General features: G+C 73.3%; 19 protein-coding genes and 1 riboswitch. Of the genes, 11 read left to right on the top strand and 8 right to left on the bottom strand.

All coding sequences use genetic code 11. From position 1 onward, the window contains the following. Positions 1 to 40: 40 nt before the first annotated feature. Positions 41 to 412: a VOC family protein gene (locus N5875_RS20235; RefSeq protein ID WP_338495249.1), complete on the bottom strand. Its 372-nt coding sequence runs from the start codon at positions 410 to 412 to the stop codon at positions 41 to 43. A gap of 149 nt (positions 413 to 561) precedes the next feature. Here N5875_RS20235 and N5875_RS20240 point away from each other — a divergent pair, with 149 nt between their 5' ends. Further along, positions 562 to 1,761, top strand: a complete 1,200-nt coding sequence (locus N5875_RS20240; RefSeq protein WP_338495251.1) for a MerR family transcriptional regulator — start codon at positions 562 to 564, stop codon at positions 1,759 to 1,761. Between the two features lie 10 nt (positions 1,762 to 1,771). Here N5875_RS20240 and N5875_RS20245 read toward each other — a convergent pair whose 3' ends face one another. The 3 genes from N5875_RS20245 to N5875_RS20255 are packed head-to-tail and all read right to left on the bottom strand — an operon-like array spanning position 1,772 to position 3,982. After that, entirely contained in the window at positions 1,772 to 2,200 is a 429-nt protein-coding gene (locus N5875_RS20245; RefSeq protein WP_318208141.1) for a universal stress protein, read from the bottom strand. A 51-nt stretch (positions 2,201 to 2,251) separates the two neighbouring features. Next, a complete protein-coding gene (locus N5875_RS20250) occupies positions 2,252 to 2,890 on the bottom strand; it encodes an FMN reductase (protein WP_338495253.1) in 639 nt (212 codons plus the stop codon). 3 nt (positions 2,891 to 2,893) lie between these two features. Beyond that, complete coding sequence (locus N5875_RS20255) at positions 2,894 to 3,982, bottom strand: LLM class flavin-dependent oxidoreductase (protein WP_338499216.1); 1,089 nt, start codon at positions 3,980 to 3,982, stop codon at positions 2,894 to 2,896. A 109-nt stretch (positions 3,983 to 4,091) separates the two neighbouring features. Between N5875_RS20255 and N5875_RS20260 the strand changes: the two genes are divergently transcribed. The 5 genes from N5875_RS20260 to N5875_RS20280 all read left to right on the top strand — a co-directional run bounded on the left by N5875_RS20260 (position 4,092) and on the right by N5875_RS20280 (position 8,607). Further along, on the top strand, positions 4,092 to 4,220 hold the full coding sequence (locus N5875_RS20260) for a DUF6126 family protein (protein ID WP_318208139.1): 129 nt from the start codon (positions 4,092 to 4,094) through the stop codon (positions 4,218 to 4,220). Between the two features lie 108 nt (positions 4,221 to 4,328). Next, positions 4,329 to 5,555 carry a precorrin-6y C5,15-methyltransferase (decarboxylating) subunit CbiE gene (cbiE, locus tag N5875_RS20265; RefSeq protein WP_338495255.1) on the top strand — a complete coding sequence of 409 codons (1,227 nt, stop codon included), beginning with the start codon at positions 4,329 to 4,331 and terminating at the stop codon, positions 5,553 to 5,555. After that, entirely contained in the window at positions 5,552 to 6,301 is a 750-nt protein-coding gene (cobM, locus tag N5875_RS20270) for a precorrin-4 C(11)-methyltransferase (RefSeq protein WP_338495256.1), read from the top strand. Before cbiE ends, cobM begins: the two co-directional genes overlap by 4 nt. An 85-nt stretch (positions 6,302 to 6,386) precedes the next feature. Continuing rightward, complete coding sequence (locus N5875_RS20275) at positions 6,387 to 7,673, top strand: SGNH/GDSL hydrolase family protein (RefSeq protein ID WP_338495257.1); 1,287 nt, start codon at positions 6,387 to 6,389, stop codon at positions 7,671 to 7,673. A gap of 220 nt (positions 7,674 to 7,893) precedes the next feature. Further along, on the top strand, positions 7,894 to 8,607 hold the full coding sequence (locus N5875_RS20280; protein WP_318208135.1) for a hypothetical protein: 714 nt from the start codon (positions 7,894 to 7,896) through the stop codon (positions 8,605 to 8,607). 13 nt (positions 8,608 to 8,620) lie between these two features. Here the strand turns inward: N5875_RS20280 and N5875_RS20285 are convergent, their stop codons facing one another. Then, complete coding sequence (locus N5875_RS20285; RefSeq protein ID WP_338495260.1) at positions 8,621 to 9,748, bottom strand: cobalt-precorrin-5B (C(1))-methyltransferase; 1,128 nt, start codon at positions 9,746 to 9,748, stop codon at positions 8,621 to 8,623. A gap of 12 nt (positions 9,749 to 9,760) precedes the next feature. Here N5875_RS20285 and N5875_RS20290 point away from each other — a divergent pair, with 12 nt between their 5' ends. The 5 genes from N5875_RS20290 (at position 9,761) to N5875_RS20310 (ending at position 14,787) form a co-directional block, all read left to right on the top strand. Next, positions 9,761 to 10,492 (top strand): cobalt-precorrin-6A reductase, encoded by a 732-nt coding sequence (locus N5875_RS20290; protein ID WP_338495262.1) that lies wholly within the window; start codon positions 9,761 to 9,763, stop codon positions 10,490 to 10,492. A 123-nt stretch (positions 10,493 to 10,615) separates the two neighbouring features. Further along, positions 10,616 to 12,130: a serine hydrolase gene (locus tag N5875_RS20295; RefSeq protein WP_338499217.1), complete on the top strand. Its 1,515-nt coding sequence runs from the start codon at positions 10,616 to 10,618 to the stop codon at positions 12,128 to 12,130. A 206-nt stretch (positions 12,131 to 12,336) separates the two neighbouring features. Beyond that, positions 12,337 to 12,636: a hypothetical protein gene (locus N5875_RS20300; RefSeq protein WP_318208132.1), complete on the top strand. Its 300-nt coding sequence runs from the start codon at positions 12,337 to 12,339 to the stop codon at positions 12,634 to 12,636. 7 nt (positions 12,637 to 12,643) lie between these two features. Further along, positions 12,644 to 14,239: an alpha/beta hydrolase gene (locus N5875_RS20305; protein ID WP_318208131.1), complete on the top strand. Its 1,596-nt coding sequence runs from the start codon at positions 12,644 to 12,646 to the stop codon at positions 14,237 to 14,239. 131 nt (positions 14,240 to 14,370) lie between these two features. Continuing rightward, positions 14,371 to 14,787, top strand: coding sequence for a hypothetical protein (locus N5875_RS20310; protein WP_318208130.1), 417 nt, complete (start codon positions 14,371 to 14,373; stop codon positions 14,785 to 14,787). Positions 14,788 to 14,818: 31 nt separating this feature from the next. Here the strand turns inward: N5875_RS20310 and N5875_RS20315 are convergent, their stop codons facing one another. Genes N5875_RS20315 through cobG form a run of 3 tightly spaced genes read right to left on the bottom strand, consistent with a single transcriptional unit; the run spans position 14,819 to position 18,317 of the window. Further along, positions 14,819 to 16,315: a precorrin-2 C(20)-methyltransferase gene (locus N5875_RS20315; protein WP_318208129.1), complete on the bottom strand. Its 1,497-nt coding sequence runs from the start codon at positions 16,313 to 16,315 to the stop codon at positions 14,819 to 14,821. Next, positions 16,312 to 16,947: a precorrin-8X methylmutase gene (locus tag N5875_RS20320; RefSeq protein ID WP_318208593.1), complete on the bottom strand. Its 636-nt coding sequence runs from the start codon at positions 16,945 to 16,947 to the stop codon at positions 16,312 to 16,314. Before N5875_RS20320 ends, N5875_RS20315 begins: the two co-directional genes overlap by 4 nt. Positions 16,948 to 16,961: 14 nt before the next feature. Further along, positions 16,962 to 18,317 carry a precorrin-3B synthase gene (cobG, locus tag N5875_RS20325; protein WP_338499218.1) on the bottom strand — a complete coding sequence of 452 codons (1,356 nt, stop codon included), beginning with the start codon at positions 18,315 to 18,317 and terminating at the stop codon, positions 16,962 to 16,964. Between the two features lie 132 nt (positions 18,318 to 18,449). Then, positions 18,450 to 18,596: riboswitch (cobalamin riboswitch) on the top strand. Positions 18,597 to 18,625: the final 29 nt, after the last annotated feature.

The raw sequence follows: 18,625 nt of genomic DNA on the forward strand, positions 1-18,625 counted from the left end.
GATCGACGGTCGCAAGTGACGGACCGGCCCCGCGCTACCGCTACTGGTCGCGCGGGGTCGTCTGCTGGACCGCCCAGCGGTTGCCGTCGGGGTCGGCGAAGAAGACGAACGAACCCCACGGCATGTCGGCGATGTCGCCGACCTCGACGCCGCGCGCGGTGAGTTCGCGGTGGGCCTCCTCGATGTCGGTGACGACGACCTGCATGTTGTCGAGGGAGCCCGGGGTCATCTCGGTGAGGCCCTTGCCGAAGGCGATCGAGCAGGCCGAGCCCGGCGGGGTCATCTGGACGAACCGGATGTCGTCGCTGACGAGGACGTCGTGGTCGGCGTTGAATCCGACCTTCTCGTAGAAGGCCTTGGCGCGGTCGACATCGGTGACGGGGACGGCGACCAGTTCCAGCTTGATGTCCATGAGGGCATCATGCGCCGGGAGGCGGCCCGGCGCACGGCGTGCGCCGCCTCGCGGTTGACCTTCCCCCGCCGGGAAGGCCCAGCATCGGGCGTGCCGGGCGGAAGGCCCGGCACAGGGAGGAGAATCGAGCCGTGCGCGACGAAGAGCCCATGCCTGTGCCCGTGTCCGGGCCGATGCTGACCATCGGGGACTTCGCACGTGCCTCCCGGCTCTCCGCCAAGGCTCTGCGCCGCTACGACGAGCTCGGCCTGCTGCCGCCCGCCCGCGTCGACCCGTTCACCGGCTACCGCTACTACGCCGTGGAACAGCTCGAACGGGCCCGGCTGATCGCCTGGCTGCGGCGGATCGGCATGCCGCTCGCCGAGGTCGGACGGGTCTGCGCGCTGTACGCGTCGGACGCGGCGGGCGCGGCCCGCGCGATCCGCGGCTACTGGGCGCGGGTCGAGACGGAGACCGCGGCGCGGCGGGACCTGGCGGCCTCCCTGGTGGACCGGCTGAAGGGACCCGACGAGATGAACGACGAGACGACCGACGAGATGACCGACGACACGGCCGGCGAGACGCCCGGCGCGATGACCGACGAGGTGAGCGCCGTGCACGCCGCCACGAACGCCTGGGCGGCCACCGGGCCGGCCGGCCCGCCCGCCTTCGTCCTGCGGACCGCCGTGCGTCTCGACCGCGGCCTGGTCCGCGCCGCCCAGCAGGACGCGGCCCACGCGGGCCCGCACCTGCTGGCCGTCGCCGACGGGTACGGCCCCGAGGGCGAGCGGGCCGCGCTGGCCGCCGTCGGAGCACTGGAGGCCGTACCGCCACCGGCCCCCTCGGCGCGCGCCGGGGACGTGCTCAACGCCCTGGAGGACGCGGTGCGCACGGCCGACGGCGCGGTCTCCGGGCTGGCCGATTCGGGCACGACCCTGACCGGGGCCGTGTGGACGGGCGGCCGCCTGGCCCTCGCGCACGTGGGCGACTCGCGGGCGTACCTGCTGCGGGACGGCGCGCTCGTGCGCCTCACCCGCGACCACACCGTCGTCCAGGCCCTCGTCGACGCGGGCGAACTGGACCCGGCCGAGGCGGCGGACCGCCCCGACCGGGCGCTGCTCCTGAAGGCCCTGGACGGCGGGGACGTGCCGCCCGAGCCGGAGCTCGGAGTGCACGAGACGCGGCCCGGCGACCGCTATCTGCTGTGCACGGACGGGCTTTCGGCGGTCGCGCCGGCCGAGGGCATCCGCCGCGCGCTCGCCGCGGGCGTCGGTCCGGACGAAGCGGCGGAAGCCCTGGTCGCGCTGGCGCGGGACCTGGGCGGGCCGGACAACGTGGCGTGCGTGGTGGCGGACGTGGTGCCCGCCTGAGGACGCCCTGTCAGTCCCCCGTGCCCCGGACGACCACCACCGGGCACGGGGCGTGCTGGGCCACCCTGGTGGAGACGGAGCCGAGGACCGCCGCCTTGAAGCCGCTGTGGCCTCGGTCGCCGACGACCAGCAGGGACGCGCCCTCGGCCTGGTCGACCAGGGCCTGGGCCGGGCTGCCGCTGACGACCGTACGGGTCACGCCGGCGGCGACGGCCGGGTCCAGCACCTTGGCGAGGGACTCGTCCAGGATCTGCTCGGCGAGCATTTCGGGGTTGAAGTCCGGCGGTACCCCGGGCGCCGTCGACCAGGCCGCCGGGTACTCCCATCCGATGACGGCGTTCAGGGAGTCCCCGGTGAGGGCGGCCTGTCCGGCCGCCCACGTCAGCGCCTTCAGGGAAGGCTCCGAGCCGTCCACGCCCACCACGATCCTGCCGGCCATCGCCGACCTCCGTCCGTTGTCGGGAAACTCCCCCACAACGTAACAAACCGATCAATCCAGTCGCAGATCGGCCAACTGCTTCTCGAACGGGACGACCTCGTCGTCCAACGTCCGCCGGGACGGCCGGGCCGCGACCGTGTCCGCGAACTCGTACCCCGCCCGGGTGATCCGGGTGGGCAGCCCTTCGCCCCATCCCGTCGGGGAGGCCTCGTCGCCGCCCGTGCCCCAGTCCTCCGACGCCGCGTAGACGGCGGTCGGCACGACGAGGGCCCGCAGGTAGGCGAAGAGCGGCCGCAGGGCGTGGTCCAGGACGAGCGAGTGCCGGGCGGTGCCGCCGGTCGCCCCCATGAGGACCGGGGTGCCGGTCAGCGCGGCCGGGTCGATCAGGTCGAAGAAGGACTTGAACAGCCCGCTGTACGAGGCGGTGAAGACCGGGGTCACCGCGATGACCCCGTCGGCGCCGGTCACCGCGTCGATCGCGTCCTGGAGCCGCCCGGAGGGGAAGCCGGTCACGAAGTTGTTCGCGATGTCGACGGCCAGGTCGCGCAGTTCGACGACCTGGACGTCGACGGCGTACTCCTGCTCGGCCAGCCGGTACCGGGCCGCCTGGAGGAGCCGGTCGGTGAGCAGCCGGGTGGAGGAGGGGGAGCTGAGGCCGGCGGAGACGGCGACCAGCTTCAGGGTCTGCATGGCTTACGACTCCTTCTGCGTACGGGAGTTGATCACGGCGGGGTGCAGCGGCGCGGTGTCGGGGACGCCGGCCGGGCGCAGGTTGGCGAACTCCTTGCGCAGCACCGGTACGACCTCCTCGCCGAGGATGTCGAGCTGCTCCAGGACCGTCTTGAGGGGCAGTCCGGCGTGGTCGACGAGGAACAGCTGGCGCTGGTAGTCGCCCACGTAGTCGCGGAAGGACAGGGTGCGCTCGATGACCTCCTGCGGCGAGCCGACGGTCAGCGGGGTCTCCCGGGAGAACTCCTCCAGGGACGGGCCGTGGCCGTAGACCGGCGCGTTGTCGAAGTACGGGCGGAAGTCCCGTACCGCGTCCTGCGAGTTCTTGCGCATGAACACCTGGCCGCCGAGGCCGACGATCGCCTGCTCGGGGGTGCCGTGGCCGTAGTGGGCGTACCGCTGGCGGTAGAGGCGGACCATCTTCTCGGTGTGCTGCTTGGGCCAGAAGATGTGGTTCGCGAAGAAGCCGTCGCCGTAGTAGGCGGCCTGCTCGGCGATCTCGGGGGAGCGGATGGAGCCGTGCCAGACGAACGGCGGGACGTCGTCGAGCGGGCGCGGGGTGGAGGTGAAGCCCTGGAGGGCGCTGCGGAACTTGCCCTCCCAGTCGACCACGTCCTCCCTCCACAGCCTGTGGAGGAGCGCGTAGTGCTCGATGGCGAGCGGGATGCCCTGCCGGATGTCCTGCCCGAACCACGGGTAGACGGGGCCGGTGTTGCCGCGGCCCATCATCAGGTCCACGCGGCCGTCGGCGAGGTGCTGGAGGGTCGCGTAGTCCTCGGCGATCTTCACCGGGTCGTTGGTGGTGATCAGCGTGGTGGAGGTGGAGAGGATCAGGTTCTCCGTGCGGGCGGCGATGTGCCCGAGGAGGGTGGTGGGGGAGGAGGGCACGAACGGCGGGTTGTGGTGCTCACCGGTCGCGAAGACGTCGAGTCCGACCTCCTCGGCCTTGAGCGCGATGGCGACGGTGTTCTTGATCCGCTCGTGCTCGGTGGGGGTGCGGCCGGTGGTGGGGTCGGTCGTCACGTCGCCGACGGTGAAGATCCCGAACTGCATCGTGCTCACCTCTCGCGTTCCTGGTGCCTCGCGGCTAGTGGTTGAAGCTTAAACTATCCCGCTCAACGGTGCCACCCCGCCGTCTATTCCTGCCCGTACCCTGGAGCGCATGACTGATCTGGAGCGCTGGAAAGAACGCGGAGTGATGCTCCGCGTCTTCATCTACGTCTTCGCGACGCACGCGTTCGCCGGCTTCGTCTGGATCCTGTTCTACGTGGGGCAGAACGCCCAGAAGTAGGCGCCGCGCGAGGGACGGCGGGAGGGAGACCCGAGTGGGGCCCGAGTGGGGCCCGAGTGGGGCCCGCCACGTACCGCCGGAAAACGGCCCTCACGTAAAGTCACGCGGGTGAACGGTGCGATAGCGGTCGTCGGAATCGGCGCGGACGGCTGGGACGGGCTCCCCGAGAGCTCCCGCCGTGTCCTGCGGACCGCCGAGGTCCTGATCGGCGCCCCCCGTCAGCTCGGCCTCCTCCCGGCCGAGGACTGCCCCGGCGAGCGCGTGACCTGGCCCTCCCCGCTCCGCCCCGCCGTCCCCGGACTGCTCGCCGCCCACGAGGGCCGGACGACCGCTGTCCTCGCCAGCGGAGACCCCTCCTTCTACGGCATCGGCCGCACCCTCGCCGAGACCGTCGGCGCCGACCGCCTCCGGATCCACCCGCACCCCTCCTCCGTCTCGTACGCCGCCGCCCGGCTCGGCTGGCCCCTGGAAGCCGTCGAGACCGTCTCGCTCGTCGCCCGGCCCCTCGCCGCGCTGTCCGCCGCGCTCCACCCCGGGCGCCGGCTCCTCGTCCTCGGCGAGGGCCCCGACACTTCCGCGCGGGTCGCGGCGCTGCTCCGGGAGACCGGCTGGGGCGGCACCCGGATCCGCGTCCTGGAGCAGCTCGGCGGGGAGCGCGAGCAGCTCCTCGACGGGACCGCCGCCGACTGGCCGTACGAGCGGACCGACGCGCTCCACGTCCTCGCCCTCGACTGCGTACGGGACCCGGACACGCTTCGGCTCGGCGCGGTGCCCGGACTGCCGGACGAGGCGTACGAGCACGACGGCCAGCTCACCAAGCGCTACGTACGCGCCGCCACGCTCGCCGCCCTCGCGCCCGCGCCCGGCGAACTCCTCTGGGACATCGGCGGCGGCTCCGGCTCCATCGGCATCGAATGGATGCGGGCCCACCGCGCCTGCCGGGCGGTCGCGGTCGAGAAGTCGGAGGAACGGGCGGCGCGGATCACCCGCAACGCCGACCGCCTCGGCGTCCCCTCCCTGCGGGTGGTGACGGCCCCGGCCCCGCAGGGTCTCGCCGGTCTCCCGACCCCCGACGCGATCTTCATCGGCGGCGGCCTCACCGCTCCCGGCCTCCTCGACGCCTGCTGGGACGCGCTGCCCGCCGGCGGCCGGCTCGTCGCGAACACCGTGACGCTGGAGTCCGAGGCGCTGCTCGCCGACCGCTACCGCCGCCACGGCGGCGAACTGATCCGGCTCGCCGTGGCCGCGGCCGTCCCCGTCGGCGGCTTCACCGGCTGGCGCCAGGCGATGCCGGTCACGCAGTGGTCCGTAACGAAAGGTTCTGAAGAGCGATGACCGTCTACTTCATCGGCGCGGGTCCCGGCGCGGCCGACCTGATCACCGTGCGCGGCGCGCGGACGCTCGCGGCGTGCGGGGTCTGCCTGTACGCGGGCTCCCTCGTCCCGACCGAGCTGCTCGCCGAGTGCCCGCCGGAGGCGAGGCTCGTCGACACGGCGCGGATGGACCTGGACCAGATCGTCGCCGAGATCACCGCGGCCCACGAGGCCGGCCAGGACGTGGCCCGGCTGCACTCGGGCGACCCGTCGGTGTTCAGCGCGATGGCCGAGCAGATGCGCCGCCTGGACGCGGCGGGCATCCCGTACGAGGTCGTCCCCGGCGTCCCGGCCTTCGCCGCCGCGGCGGCCGCGCTGAAGCGGGAGCTGACCGTCCCCACGGTCGGCCAGACGGTCATCCTCACCCGCATCGCACAGCAGGCCACGCCCATGCCCGAGGGCGAGGACCTGGCGACCCTCGGCCGCAGCGGCGCGCTGCTCGTCCTCCACCTGGCCGCGCGGTACGTGGACCGGGTCGTCGCCGAACTCGTCCCCCACTACGGCCGGGACTGCCCGGCGGCGGTGGTGGCGATGGCCAGCCGCCCCGACGAGATCGTGCTGCGGGGCACGCTCGACGACATCGCGGCCCAGCTGAAGGAGGCCGGCATCACGAAGACGGCCGTGATCCTGGTCGGCCGCACGCTGGGCGCGTCGGAGTTCCGCGACAGCCACCTGTACGACCCGGCGCGGGACCGCCACGTCTGCTGACCGCTTTCTCCGAATCTTTTCCTCCCGTCGGTCACATCGGATCGCCGTGACGCGTCAGTGAGTTGACCGACGAGAGGAAACGAAGATGCGCACCCTGCCCGTAACCGCCCTGGCCGCCCTGCTCCTCGCCGGAGCGGCGATCCCCCCTGCGTCCGCCGAATCCGCCGAGCGGGGTGGCACGCGCTGGAACGGGGCGTGGACGGCGGCCGTGCAGCGGCCCTCCACGAACTTCTACCCGAACTGGTCCCAGCAGGGCTTCGAGAACCACTCCGTACGCCAGGTGGTCCGGATGTCCGCCGAGGGAACCGACCTGCGGATCCGGGTCTCCAACGCCTACGGCACGGCCCCGCTGCGGCTGACCGGGGCGAGCGTGGCCCGGGCGGGCGACGGGGCGGCGGTGAAGCCCGGGACGGTCCGGACCGTGCGTTTCGCGGGGGCCGCCTCGGTGACGGTCCCGGCGGGGGCGAAGGCGGTCAGCGACGTGGTCCGGCTTCCGGTGAAGGCGGGCGAGCGGCTGAGCGTGACCCTGTACTTCGCCGCGGCGACCGGCCCGGCGACGTACCACGACCTGGCCCAGGGGGCGTTCTCGTACCGCGCGAGCGGCGAGCACCTGCGGGACACGGGCGCGGGCGCGTACACCGAGTCGAGCCTGTCCTGGTACTACCTGGAGGGCGTGGAGGTGACGGGCGCGCCGACGCGGAAGGCGGTCGTGACCTTCGGCGACTCGCTCACCGACGGCTACGGCGCGACGCTCGGCGCCGACGACCGGTACCCGGACCAGCTGTCCCGGCGCCTCGCCGCCGACGGGCGCCCCCGGCCCGTCCTCAACCTCGGCATCGGCGGCAACCGGATCCTGAACGACTCCCCCTGCTTCGGGGAGAAGGCCACCACGCGCTTCGCCCGGGACGTCCTCAACCAGCCGCGGGTGGGCACGGTCGTCATCCTGGAGGGCACCAACGACCTGATCCTCGGGTACGCGGACGCGAGCAGGTTCCCCTGCACCGCCCCGAACACCAGGGTGACGGCGGCGGAACTCATCGAGGGCCACCGCGCGCTGATCCGCGCGGCCCACGCCAAGGGGATCCGGGCGGTCGGCGGCACGATGATCCCGCTCAAGGGCTCGAAGACCGACGTGCTCCAGTACCCGGCGGAGGCGTACGGCGCGATCGAGGCGGTCCGCGACGAGGTCAACGACTGGATCCGGACGAGCGGCGCGTACGACGCGGTCGTCGACTTCGACCGTGCCCTGTCCGACCCGGCCCCGGGGAAGTCGGACCTGCTGAACCCGGAGTACGACTTCGGCGACGGCGTCCACCCGAACGCGGCGGGCTACGACGCGATGGCGCGCGCGGTGGACCTCGACGCGCTGTGACACGCCGACGGCCGGGCCTGAAAGGCCCGGCCACCGTCCGTTCCACGTTTCATGTTCACGTTTCACGTGGAACATTCCACGACTCAGGCGTTCGGCCGCTTGCCGTGGTTGGCGTTCTTCTTCTTGCGGGCGCGCCGCTTGTTGCCTCGCTTGGCCATGGGGCTGCCTCTCGCTCGGTGGGTATGTGCCGGTAAGCCTAGGTTCGTGGCCCGGGGGCCGCATGTCGGCTGTCAGCGGCATGCGGTCTCATGGAGGGGTGACTGTCTACGACGTGGCCCGGGCGCTGCCGGGCATCGAGGAACTGCGCGACCACAGCCGGGGGCTCGCGATGGTGGAGGCCGTGCTGTGCCCGGAGTGGGAGAGCCGGTACTACTCCTTCGACGCGCACTGGTCGGAGACCGAGCAGCTGGCGTCGATGAAGGACGGTTCGGGTGACGAGTACACGATCGTCCTCTCCCCGGCGGGGGCGTTCGCGCGCGTCTTCGACCACGAGTCGCCGATGAGCCCGTTCGGCCCGCTCGCGGACGGGCAGACGTGGCCCGGGGTGCTCGACGGGGTCCCGGAGGCCTTCCGGGAGTACCTGACGGAGCCCGCGTTCACGGACGAGGACGGGGTCCACGTGACCACCGCCTGTCTGTGGCGCGAGCCGGCGGACAGGGCCTGGCACACGGGCCCGGTGGAGTTCACGGACCTGGAGGACCGCGAGGACCCGGACGGCTCGGCCCGCCTCATGCACCTGCTGACGGACCGCTCGGCGGAGGCGTACGCGGAGTGGGCCTCGGACTACTACGAGCGCCCGGTCGACGTCGAGGCGGTCCGGCACGTCCTCGCCCTGCGCCCCCTGACGGCGGAGCTCGTCGCCGCCCTCAACCCGGAGGTGACACTCGCGGACCTCGCGGAGGACGTACGGGAGATCGGCTACCCGACGGCCTGACGGGCGCGGCAGGCTACGCGCCGCCCGGGCCCGCCACCGCCGACCGTCCCACCACCGTCCCCGCCCGGTCGATGCAGATCACGTCCACCGCCACCGGGGCGCCCCGGAGCACCGCCAGGGCCTCGTCGCGGGCGCGGGCGGCGACCAGGTCGCCCAGGGGGACGTGGGCGGCCTCGCAGAGGCGGAGCGCGGCGAGGCCCGTGTTGGCGTCCGCGATCTCCGCCGCGAGGGACTCCGACGCGCCGCCCGTGCGGGCCAGCTCCGCCAGGAAGCCCTTGTCGACCTGGGAGCGGGCCGAGTGGAGGTCCAGGTGGCCGGCGGCCAGCTTGGAGAGCTTGGCGAAGCCGCCGCAGACCGTGAGGCGGTCGACCGGATGGCGGCGGATGTACTTGAGGACCGCGCCCGCGAAGTCACCCATGTCGAGGAGCGCGATCTCCGGCAGGTCGTAGAGGGTCGAGACCGTCCGTTCCGACGTCGAGCCCGTGCAGCCCGCCACGTGCGTCAGGCCGCCCGCGCGGGCCACGTCCACGCCCCGGCGGATCGAGTCGATCCACGCCGAGCAGGAGTACGGGACGACGACGCCCGTCGTGCCGAGGATCGACAGGCCGCCCAGGATGCCGATCCGGGGGTTCCAGGTTGAGCGGGCGATCTCGGCGCCGTTGTCGACGGAGACGGTGATCTCGACGTCCCCGCCGCCGCCGTGCCGGGCCGCGACCTCGGCCACGTGCTCCCGCATGAGCTGCCGGGGCACCGGGTTGATCGCCGGTTCGCCGACCTCCAGGGGCAGGCCCGGCAGGGTGACCGTGCCGACGCCCTCGCCGGCCCGGAAGACGACGCCGGAGCCCGCCGGGAGGAGCCGTACCGTCGAACGGATCACGGCGCCGTGCGTGACGTCCGGGTCGTCGCCCGCGTCCTTCGTGACCGCCGCCATGGCCGTACCGCCGCCGAGGGACTCCGCCGTCAGCGCGAAGGACGGCGTCTGGCCCTTCGGCAGCGTGATGGTCACCGGGTCGGGGAAATCGCCGGTCAGGAGCGCCGTGTACGCGGCCGTCGTCGCCGCCGTCGCGCAGGCACCCGTCGTCCACCCCGGGCGGAGACCCGTGTGCTTGAGTTGGGCCTCACGCCCGCCGCCTGAAGTCACGAAGAGGCTCCTGTGCACATACTCATTCTCGGGGGGACCACCGAGGCCCGCGCCCTCGCGGGCCTGCTGCACGGCGAGGCCCGGGTCACCAGCTCCCTCGCGGGGCGGGTGGCGAGCCCCCGGCTGCCCGAGGGCGAGGTGCGGATCGGCGGGTTCGGCGGTGTCGACGGGCTCGCGGAGTGGATCGGCGCGCACGCCGTGGACGCGGTCATCGACGCCACGCATCCCTTCGCCGAGAGGATCAGCTTCAACGCGGCCCGGGCGGCCGCCACCGCCCATGTTCCCCTGCTCGCGCTGCGCCGCCCCGGCTGGGTCCCGGGGGAGGGCGACGACTGGGTCTCCGTGGCGTCCCTGGAGGCGGCGGCCGGCGCCCTGGACGGCCTCGGCGACCGTGTCTTCCTGACGACCGGCCGGATGGGCCTCGCGGCCTTCGCGGACCGCCCGGAGTGGTTCCTGGTCCGCTCGGTGGACGCCCCGGAGGCCCCGATGCCGGCCCGCGCGGAGGTCCTCCTCGACCGGGGGCCGTTCACCCTGGCCGGCGAGCGGGAGATCCTGGCCCGCCACCGGATCGACGTCCTGGTGACGAAGGACAGCGGCGGCGCGGCGACCGCCCCGAAACTGACCGCGGCCCGCGAGGCGGGCATCCCGGTCGTGGTGGTCCACCGCCCCCCGGTCCCGGAGGGCGTACCGACGGCGGCGACCCCGGAGGAGGCCGCCGCCTGGGTGCAGTTGCGCATGCCGTAGGGCGAGTCCCGGTACGCCAGGGCCCCGTCCTCTCCACGCGACAGGCGGCCCCGGCAAGCGTTCAATGGAAGCGTGGTTACCGTCCGATGGCTGGTCACCGCGGGGATCGTGTCCGTGTTGGGCATGGGTTCCCTCGCCGGGACCGGTCCGACCCCGACGCCGACACCCGAGCCTCCCCCGGCCCAGCCGCCGCCCGAGCTCGACCGGGCGGACGTGGACCGCGCCGTCGGTCGGCTCGATCCGAGTGTCGCGGAGTTGATGAGGAAGACCGGCGTGCCCGGGGTCTCCGTCGCCGTCGTGTACAAGGACGAGGTCGTCCGCATCGAGGGGTACGGCGTCCGCGAGGTCGGCAAGGACGGCAAGGTCGACGCCGACACCGTCTTCCAGCTGGCCTCCGTGTCGAAGCCGGTCTCCTCCACCGTCGTCTCCGGAGCGGTCGGCGTGGAGGGCTGGCAGAAGCCGGCCAACCCCGAACTCCCCGAGTTCCGGCTGAAGGACCCGTGGGTGACCTCCCATGTGACCGTCGCCGACCTGTTCTCGCACCGCAGCGGCCTCCCCGACCACGCGGGCGACCTCCTTGAGGACCTCGGCTACGACCAGGAGTACATCCTGTCCCATCTGCGGTACGAGCCCCTCGCACCGTTCCGCGCGAGCTACGCGTACACCAACTTCGGCCTGACGGCGGCCGCCGAGTCCGTCGCTGCGGAGAAGGGCGTGCCCTGGGCGAAGCTCGCCGAGGACACCCTCTACAAGCCTGCCGGCATGAACGACACCAGCTCCACCTTCCAGGACTTCCTCTCGAACCCGGACCGGGCCCACGGCCACGTCAAGGAGGCCGACGGGACCTGGAAGGCACAGTTCGTACGGGACCCGGACGCGCAGTCCCCCGCCGGCGGCGTCAGTTCCTCGGCCCGTGACATGGCGGTCTGGCTGCGGCTCCAGCTCGCCAACGGCGAGCTCGACGGGAAGCGGATCGTCGCCGAGGACGCCCTCGACCTCACCCACCACCCCGAGTCCGTCGCCAACCCGGCGCACGCACCCGCCGCGCGGACCGGCTTCTACGGCCTCGGCTGGAACGTGTCGTACGACGACGAGGGCCGCCTCCGCCTCTCCCATACCGGCGCGTTCGCGCTCGGCGCGCACACCAACGTCACGATGCTGCCGGGCGAGCAGCTCGGCATCGTCGTCCTCACCAATGGCGCGCCGGTCGGCGTCGCCGACACCGTCGCCCTCGACTTCTTCGACACCGCGCAGAACGGGAAGCCGAGCCGGGACTGGCTGCCGATCGTCAACGCCCTGTACGAGCAGGAGGCGGACGCCGGCCGCTCCGACACGGACTTCGCGAAGCCCCCGGCGGACGCGACCCCCGCGAAGGCCGCCGACTCCTACACGGGCACGTACACCAGCGACTACTACGGTCGTCTGACGGTGGCGGAGGAGGGCGGCGGGCTGGTCCTGCGACTGGGGCCGGAGCCCCAGTCGTACAAGCTCACCCACTACGACGGCGACACGTTCAGCTTTCCGACGCGCGGGGAGAACGCCGTCGGCCCGACCGGCGTCACGTTCTCCCCGGACGGCAAGACCGTCCGCGTCGAGTACCTGGACCAGGAGGGGCTGGGCACCTTCACCCGCGACTGACCGGCACTGACCGCGACTGTCCGCGAGCCTGACCGAGGCTCGCCAAGAGGCGGCGGCTCGGGTGCAGTTGCGAACGGTGGCACCGTGCCGGCCCATGCGGTGAGCGGGCAGATCACGGTTTCGGATTTGCTCTTGATCACGACCGGGTGGGGTCGGCTAGTCTCGCCCGGGTATCGGAAGCATGGCGTGCGCATCGGGGGACACACGTGGGTTGGGATCTCAACGTCTCGGCGGGGGAACTGCGGGCTTCGGCCGGCGCCGCCGACGCTCTGGCGGCGGACTTGCGGGAGCCGTTGCGCAAGGCGGGCGCCGATCTGGCGTCGGCCGCCGCGGCCTTCGGGCCGTGGACCGTGGGCCCGCGCATGGGACAGACGGGCGAAGGCTGGGGCACGGCCCTGGAGACCCTGCGGGGCAGGCTCTCCGAGCACGCCCAGGGCATGCGCCATCTCGCCGACGGGCGCGACGTCATGGAACAGGACGTCATCTCCTGCTTCCAGGGCTGGTGACGGCGCCGTGACGGAGCACTTCGCCCAGTTGATGAAGCAGGACTTCGCGGACCTGGACAGCGCCGTCGGCTCGTGGAAGAAGCTCGCCGACGCCCTGACGAACACGCAGACGGGCAGCGGCAGGCGCGTGACAGGACCGCTGCACCGGGCGGGCTGGACGGGTGTCAGCGCCTCGTACGGCTTCGACGCCATGGAGGCCACCGAGAGCAAGCTCGGGACGGGCCGCACCAACGCCCAGCTGATCGCCACCACCCTGGACACCCTCAACACCAAGATGCAGGCGGCACAGCGCAAGCTGCGCGCCGCCGTCGCCGACGCGGAGGCGGCGGGCCACGTGGTCCGCGACGACGGCTGGGTCGAGCCCAAGCAGGCCGTGGACCCGAAGTACCACAACGACCCGGACTACGCGGACGTCCAGCGCGAGGCCAACTCCGGGCTCGGCGGCTTCCGCGCCCGGATCGACGCGGCCGTGGCGGAGGCGGAGGCGGCGAGCAACGAGGGCGCCGAAGTCCTGCGCCAGATAGACCCGTTCGACCTCGAGAAGCGGTACGGCGGCGCCCACGCCCAGGAGGACGCGGCCCGCGTCGCCGCCTTCGCCGGCCTCGACAAGAAGGACATCCCCGACGGCACGGACCCGCAGCGCTCGGCGGACTGGTGGAAGGGTCTGGACGAGGAGGAGAAGCGGATGTACCTGGCCGCGTACCCGGAGCAGGTCGGCGGCCTCGACGGCCTGCCCGCGACCACCCGCGACCAGGCCAACCGCACCGTCCTCGACATGCGCCTCAACGACTACGCGCTGCGCGAGAACGACCTCGGCTACCACGACCGCTCCAGCTACCGGGGCCTCCAGGCGATGAAGGACCGGCTGGACAAGTCGGACTCGGCCCCGGAGCACAAGCGGCTCCACCTGCTGGGCTTCAGCACGGAGGGGGACGGCAGGGCGGTCGTCTCGGTCGGCAACCCGGACAAGGCGGCGCACACGGCGGTGTCGGTGCCGGGCACGGACAACCAGCTCGACAACTTCACCGACTCGATCGACCGGGCGGAGAAGCTGCAGGACTCGGCCGGTGAGCGCACCCCGGGCCAGGGCAAGGATGTCGCCGTCATCGCCTGGCTCGACTACGACGCCCCCGAGCTGGACGCCAGCGTCGCCACGCCGGCCCGGGCCGAGAACGACGCCGAGACCCTCCGGGACTTCACGCACGGTCTGCGCGTCTCGCACGAGGGCGAGCGGACCCATATGACCGTCATCGGTCACAGCTATGGATCCACCATGGTGGGCACGGCCGATTCCGGCGGCCGGGGACTGGACACCGATGACATGATCGTCGTCGGCAGCCCGGGCATGAACGTGGAGCGCGCCGACCAGCTCCACGTCTCACCCTCGCGGCTCTACGTCGGGATCGGCTCCGACGACGGGGTCGTCAACTGGGCCGCCGACAAGACCCTCGGTCCCAACCCGGCGGATCCCGGCTTCGGAGCCGAGCACATGTACGTCGACACCAGCGAGCACAGCGACTACTGGGACGATGGCAGCCAGAGCCTGGCGAACCAGGGTCGCATCATCGCCGGGAAGCAGCCGGAGGGCGCTCCCGCCTCATGACGCCCGTGACCCTGAGGAGTTCCGTGACCCGACCCGTTGTCCGGAGGGCTTCGCTCGCCCTCGTACCTGTTCTCGTACTGCTCCTGGGGGGCTGTGTGTCCGACGAAGCGAAGAACGATCCTCTGCCCCGCATGAGCAAGCAGAAGGCGGAGGAGTGGGCCGAGCACTGGACGAGTTCCATGGCGCGCACGGCCGGGGCGGAGATCGTCGCGTCGACCCGGCAGGCGAACTTCTCCAACTGCCTGGGCAAGGGCGGGGAGTCGGCGAGCGACGGCCGCTTCACCCTGCGGTACAACCTCCGCGCGAAGCTGCCCAGGGACCGGCAGAAGGCGGGCATCAGCGCGATCAAGGACGAGCTGGAGAAGCAGGGCTTCGAGATCCAGGGCTACCGGTCCGACCCGGCCAAGGATCCCGTGAACCTGGTCGACGCCAGGCAGCCGGAGCAGCGCTTCGCCGTCTCCGCGGAGGACCTGGACGACCAGCTGATCGTGCTCGTCGTGAGCACCCCCTGCCTCCTGCCGCCCGACGTCGAGCAGCAGGAGTTCTGACCTCGGTCAGCCGTCAGGGGCGTCGGGGCCGTCAGCCGTACCGGCGCGGCGTCCAGGTGATCGTCCGGCCGTCGGCCCGCTCGACCGCCCGCGTCTGCGAGGAGCCGATGAGGAGCAGGGTGCGCATGTCGACCTCGGACGGCTCCAGGGTCTTCAGGGTCACCACCCGGACCGACTGCTCGGGGCCGCCGACGTCGCGGGCGACGACCACCGGGGTCTCGGGCGACCGGAGTTCGAGCAGGAGGTCGCGGGCGGCGGCCACCTGGTGCGTACGGGACTTCGACCCCGGGTTGTAGAGCGCGAGGACCAGATCGGCGGCGGACGCGGCGCGCAGCCGGGCCTCGATGACGTCCCAGGGCTTGAGCCGGTCGGAGAGCGAGATCGTCGCGTAGTCGTGGCCGAGGGGGGCGCCCGCGGCGGCGGCGGCCGCGTTGGCGGCGGTCACCCCCGGGAGGACCCGTACGGGCACGTCCGCGTACTCCGGCTCGCAGGCGACCTCCAGGACGGCCGTGGCCATCGCGAAGACGCCCGGGTCGCCGCCGGAGACGACCGCGACCCGGTGGCCCCGGCGGGCCAGGTCGAGGGCGAACTCGGCGCGCTCGGACTCGACCTTGTTGTCGGAGCCGTGCCGGATCTGCCCGGGGCGCAGCACCGGCACCCGGTCCAGGTAGGTGGTGTAGCCGACGAGGACGTCGGCGTTGACGAGCGCGCCGCGCGACTCGGGGGTGAGCCAGGGCGCCCCCGCCGGGCCGGTGCCGACGACGACGACCTCGCCCCGCTCCCGTACGGGAGGTTCCGCGTCGATACGGGAGGGCAGCACCGCGACCGAGAAGTAGGGGACGGACTCGGGGTCGACGTCCACCAGGTCGCCGGTCCGCTCGCCCGCCATGAACGCCCGCTCCACGTACCGGGCGTCGTCGAGCCGGCCGGCCCGCTCCAGGGCCCGCTTCACGGTGGGGAAGGTGCGGCCGAGCTTCATCACGACCGCCGAGTCGGTACCCGCGAGACGGGCCGTCAGCTCGTCCTCCGGCAGGGTGCCGGGGATGATCGTGAGGACCTCCTCCGCCTCGCACAGCGGCTCGCCGAGCCGCGCGGCGGCGGCGGACACCGAGGTGACACCGGGGATGACGGTGGTGTCGTAGCGGTCCGCGAGCCGCTTGTGCATGTGCTGGTACGAGCCGTAGAACAGCGGGTCGCCCTCGGCGAGGACGGCGACGGTGCGGCCGGCGTCGAGGTGCGCGGCGAGGCGGGCCGAGGCCTCCTCGTAGAAGTCGTTCAGGGCGCCCCGGTAGCCGCCCGGGTGGTCCGTGGTCTCCACCGTGAGCGGGTACATCAGCCGCTCCTCGATGTGGTCCGGACGGAGGTGCTCGGCGGCGATGGAGCGCGCGATGGAACGGCCGTGGCGGGCCGAGTGGTACGCGATCACGTCGGCGGCGGCGATGGCCTTCACGGCGGCGACGGTCATCAGGTTCGGGTCGCCGGGGCCGAGCCCGACGCCGTACAGCTTGCCGGTCGGATTCTCGGTCACTTCTGGATCTCCGCTTCGTGGGCGATCGCGTTGATCGCGGCGGCCGTCATGGCGCTGCCGCCGCGCCGGCCCCGTACGACGAGGTAGTCGAGGCCCAGGTCCTGTGCGGCCAGGGCGTCCTTGGACTCGGCGGCGCCGATGAAGCCGACCGGTATGCCGAGGACGGCGGCGGGCTTCCCGGCCCCTTCCGCGACCATCTGCAGGAGGTGGAAGAGGGCGGTCGGCGCGTTGCCGATGGCGACGACGGAGCCTTCGAGGCGGTCCCGCCACAGTTCGAGGGCGGCGGCGGAGCGGGTGGTGCCGAGTTCGGCGGCGAGGGCCGGCACGGACGGGTCCGAGAGGGTGCAGATCACCTCGTTGTCGGCGGGAAGCCGACGCCGGGTGACTCCGCTCGCGACCATCTGCGCGTCGCAGAGGATCGGCGCTCCGGCCCGGAGGGCGGCGCGGGCGTTCGTGACGACCCGCGGCGACCAGGCGATGTCGCGTACGAGGTCGGTCATGCCGCAGGCGTGGATCATCCGGACCGCCACCTGGGCGACGTCGGCGGGCAGGCCCGCCAGATCCGCCTCGGCGCGGATCGTGGCAAAGGACTGGCGGTAGATCTCCGCCCCGTCCTTCTCGTAGTCGAACATCCTGTTGCTCTCGCTCATCTCGTCGTGCGGGCCGCGGTCACGGCTTCGGGCAGGGCGGTACGGGGGGTGGGGACGCCGTCCACCAGGTAGTCGCCGCCGGCGGTGGCGAGGACGTCGGTCCAGGCACCGTGCGGGTGTCCGCAGCGGCGCTCGCACCCGGAGAAGTGCACGGGGCGACCGGGCGCGGCAGCGGTGGCGGTTCCGGCAGCCGTGGCGGTGGTGGTGGCGTCGGTGCGGACGTCGGCGAGGGACTTGGCACAGCCGGGCCGTCCGGTGCAGGCGGTGACGCCGGCCCAGGGGGAGTCGGGGCGGGTGACGAGCCCGGCCGCGTCGAGGGCGGGCAGCCGTTCGGCCCCGGCGCCGACCACGACGACGCCGCGCCAGGGGGTGAGCCGCACCTCGTCGGCGGGGAGCAGTGCGCGCAGCTGGGCGGCGGTGAGCCGCCCGAGGGGCGCGAGCACGGAGAGGGCGGCGGAGCCGAGGGGGCCGGGGGAGGGGGCTGGACCGTGGGGAAGCGGCGGCGGGGGTACGGCTCCGGGAGCGGAGGCGGAGGCGGAGGCGGGGGCGGGCACCACGGGCACGCGCTGCGGTGCGAGCGGCTCGGTCGGCAGTCCCGGGCTCTGCGCCGTGACCGGCTCGGTCGGCAGTCCCGCGGCAGCCAGGGCTCCCGTCGCGTCGATCTCGGTGCCTTCCGGCAGTTCCCGGACCCGCCAGGCGCCGGTCCCGGCGTCCCGCGCCGCGTCCAGGAACGCGCCCGCCGCGGCCAGGGCCGCGCGGGCCGCGTCGGCGTCGGCGACACGGAAGGCCCGCCCGCCGACGTGCAGCTCGGCACCTCCGCCCTGCACTGCGACCAAGGTCACATCGCCGCCGAGCCCGGCCACGTCGCCGCGCCCGTCGTCGAGGACGAAGAGGAACCGGCCGGAGAGGGCCGCCGCCCAGGGGGCGGAGCACAACAGGGCGTCCAGCTCGCGGGCCCACAACTGCACGTCGGCGGCGCCGAGTCCGTCGAGCCCCGCGGCCGGGGAGGCGACGATGTTGCGGACGCGTTCATGGGTGGGGGAGGGCAGCAGGCCCGCCTCGGCGAGGAGCGCGGCGAGCTCCGCCCCGCAGTCGTCGGCGAGGCCGCGCAGCTCGGCGTTGCCGCGGGAGGTGATGCTGAGCCGTCCGTCGCCCAGGGACTCCGCCGCGTCCGCCAGGAACTCGACCTGACGGGACGTCAAGCGGCCGCCGGGCAGGCGGAGTCGGGCGAGGCGGCCGTCGTCGGCGGAGTGCAGGCGCAGCGCCCCGGGGCACGCGTCGCCACGGTCCCGTATGCGAGGTTCGCCCGGCTCGGGCGTCGGGGGCGGGGTGGGCGGCATGGCGGCGAGCATACCGACGGGCCGCCGGCCGGCCACCGGCCGCGATCCGGCCGCCCGACCGCCCTGCGTCCGCCCCACCCGGTGCCCGGCCGTCGGCAGGTGTGATCCGGCCGACTGCCTCACCCGGCCCGGGTCGTCGACCGCACGATCTACTATGCAGACGGCATGGGGTCCCAGGACCCCGGGGAGGAAGCCCGGTGAGAATCCGGCGCGGTCCCGCCACTGTGAGCCCGTACCAGGCACGACGGAACGGGTGAGTCAGGAACTCCCGCCGTCCATACGACCACCCGGGGCGCGGACAACCCCGAGGAAGGCCTGCG

The organism is Streptomyces sp. SJL17-4 (assembly GCF_036826855.1).
Taxonomy (GTDB): domain Bacteria; phylum Actinomycetota; class Actinomycetes; order Streptomycetales; family Streptomycetaceae; genus Streptomyces.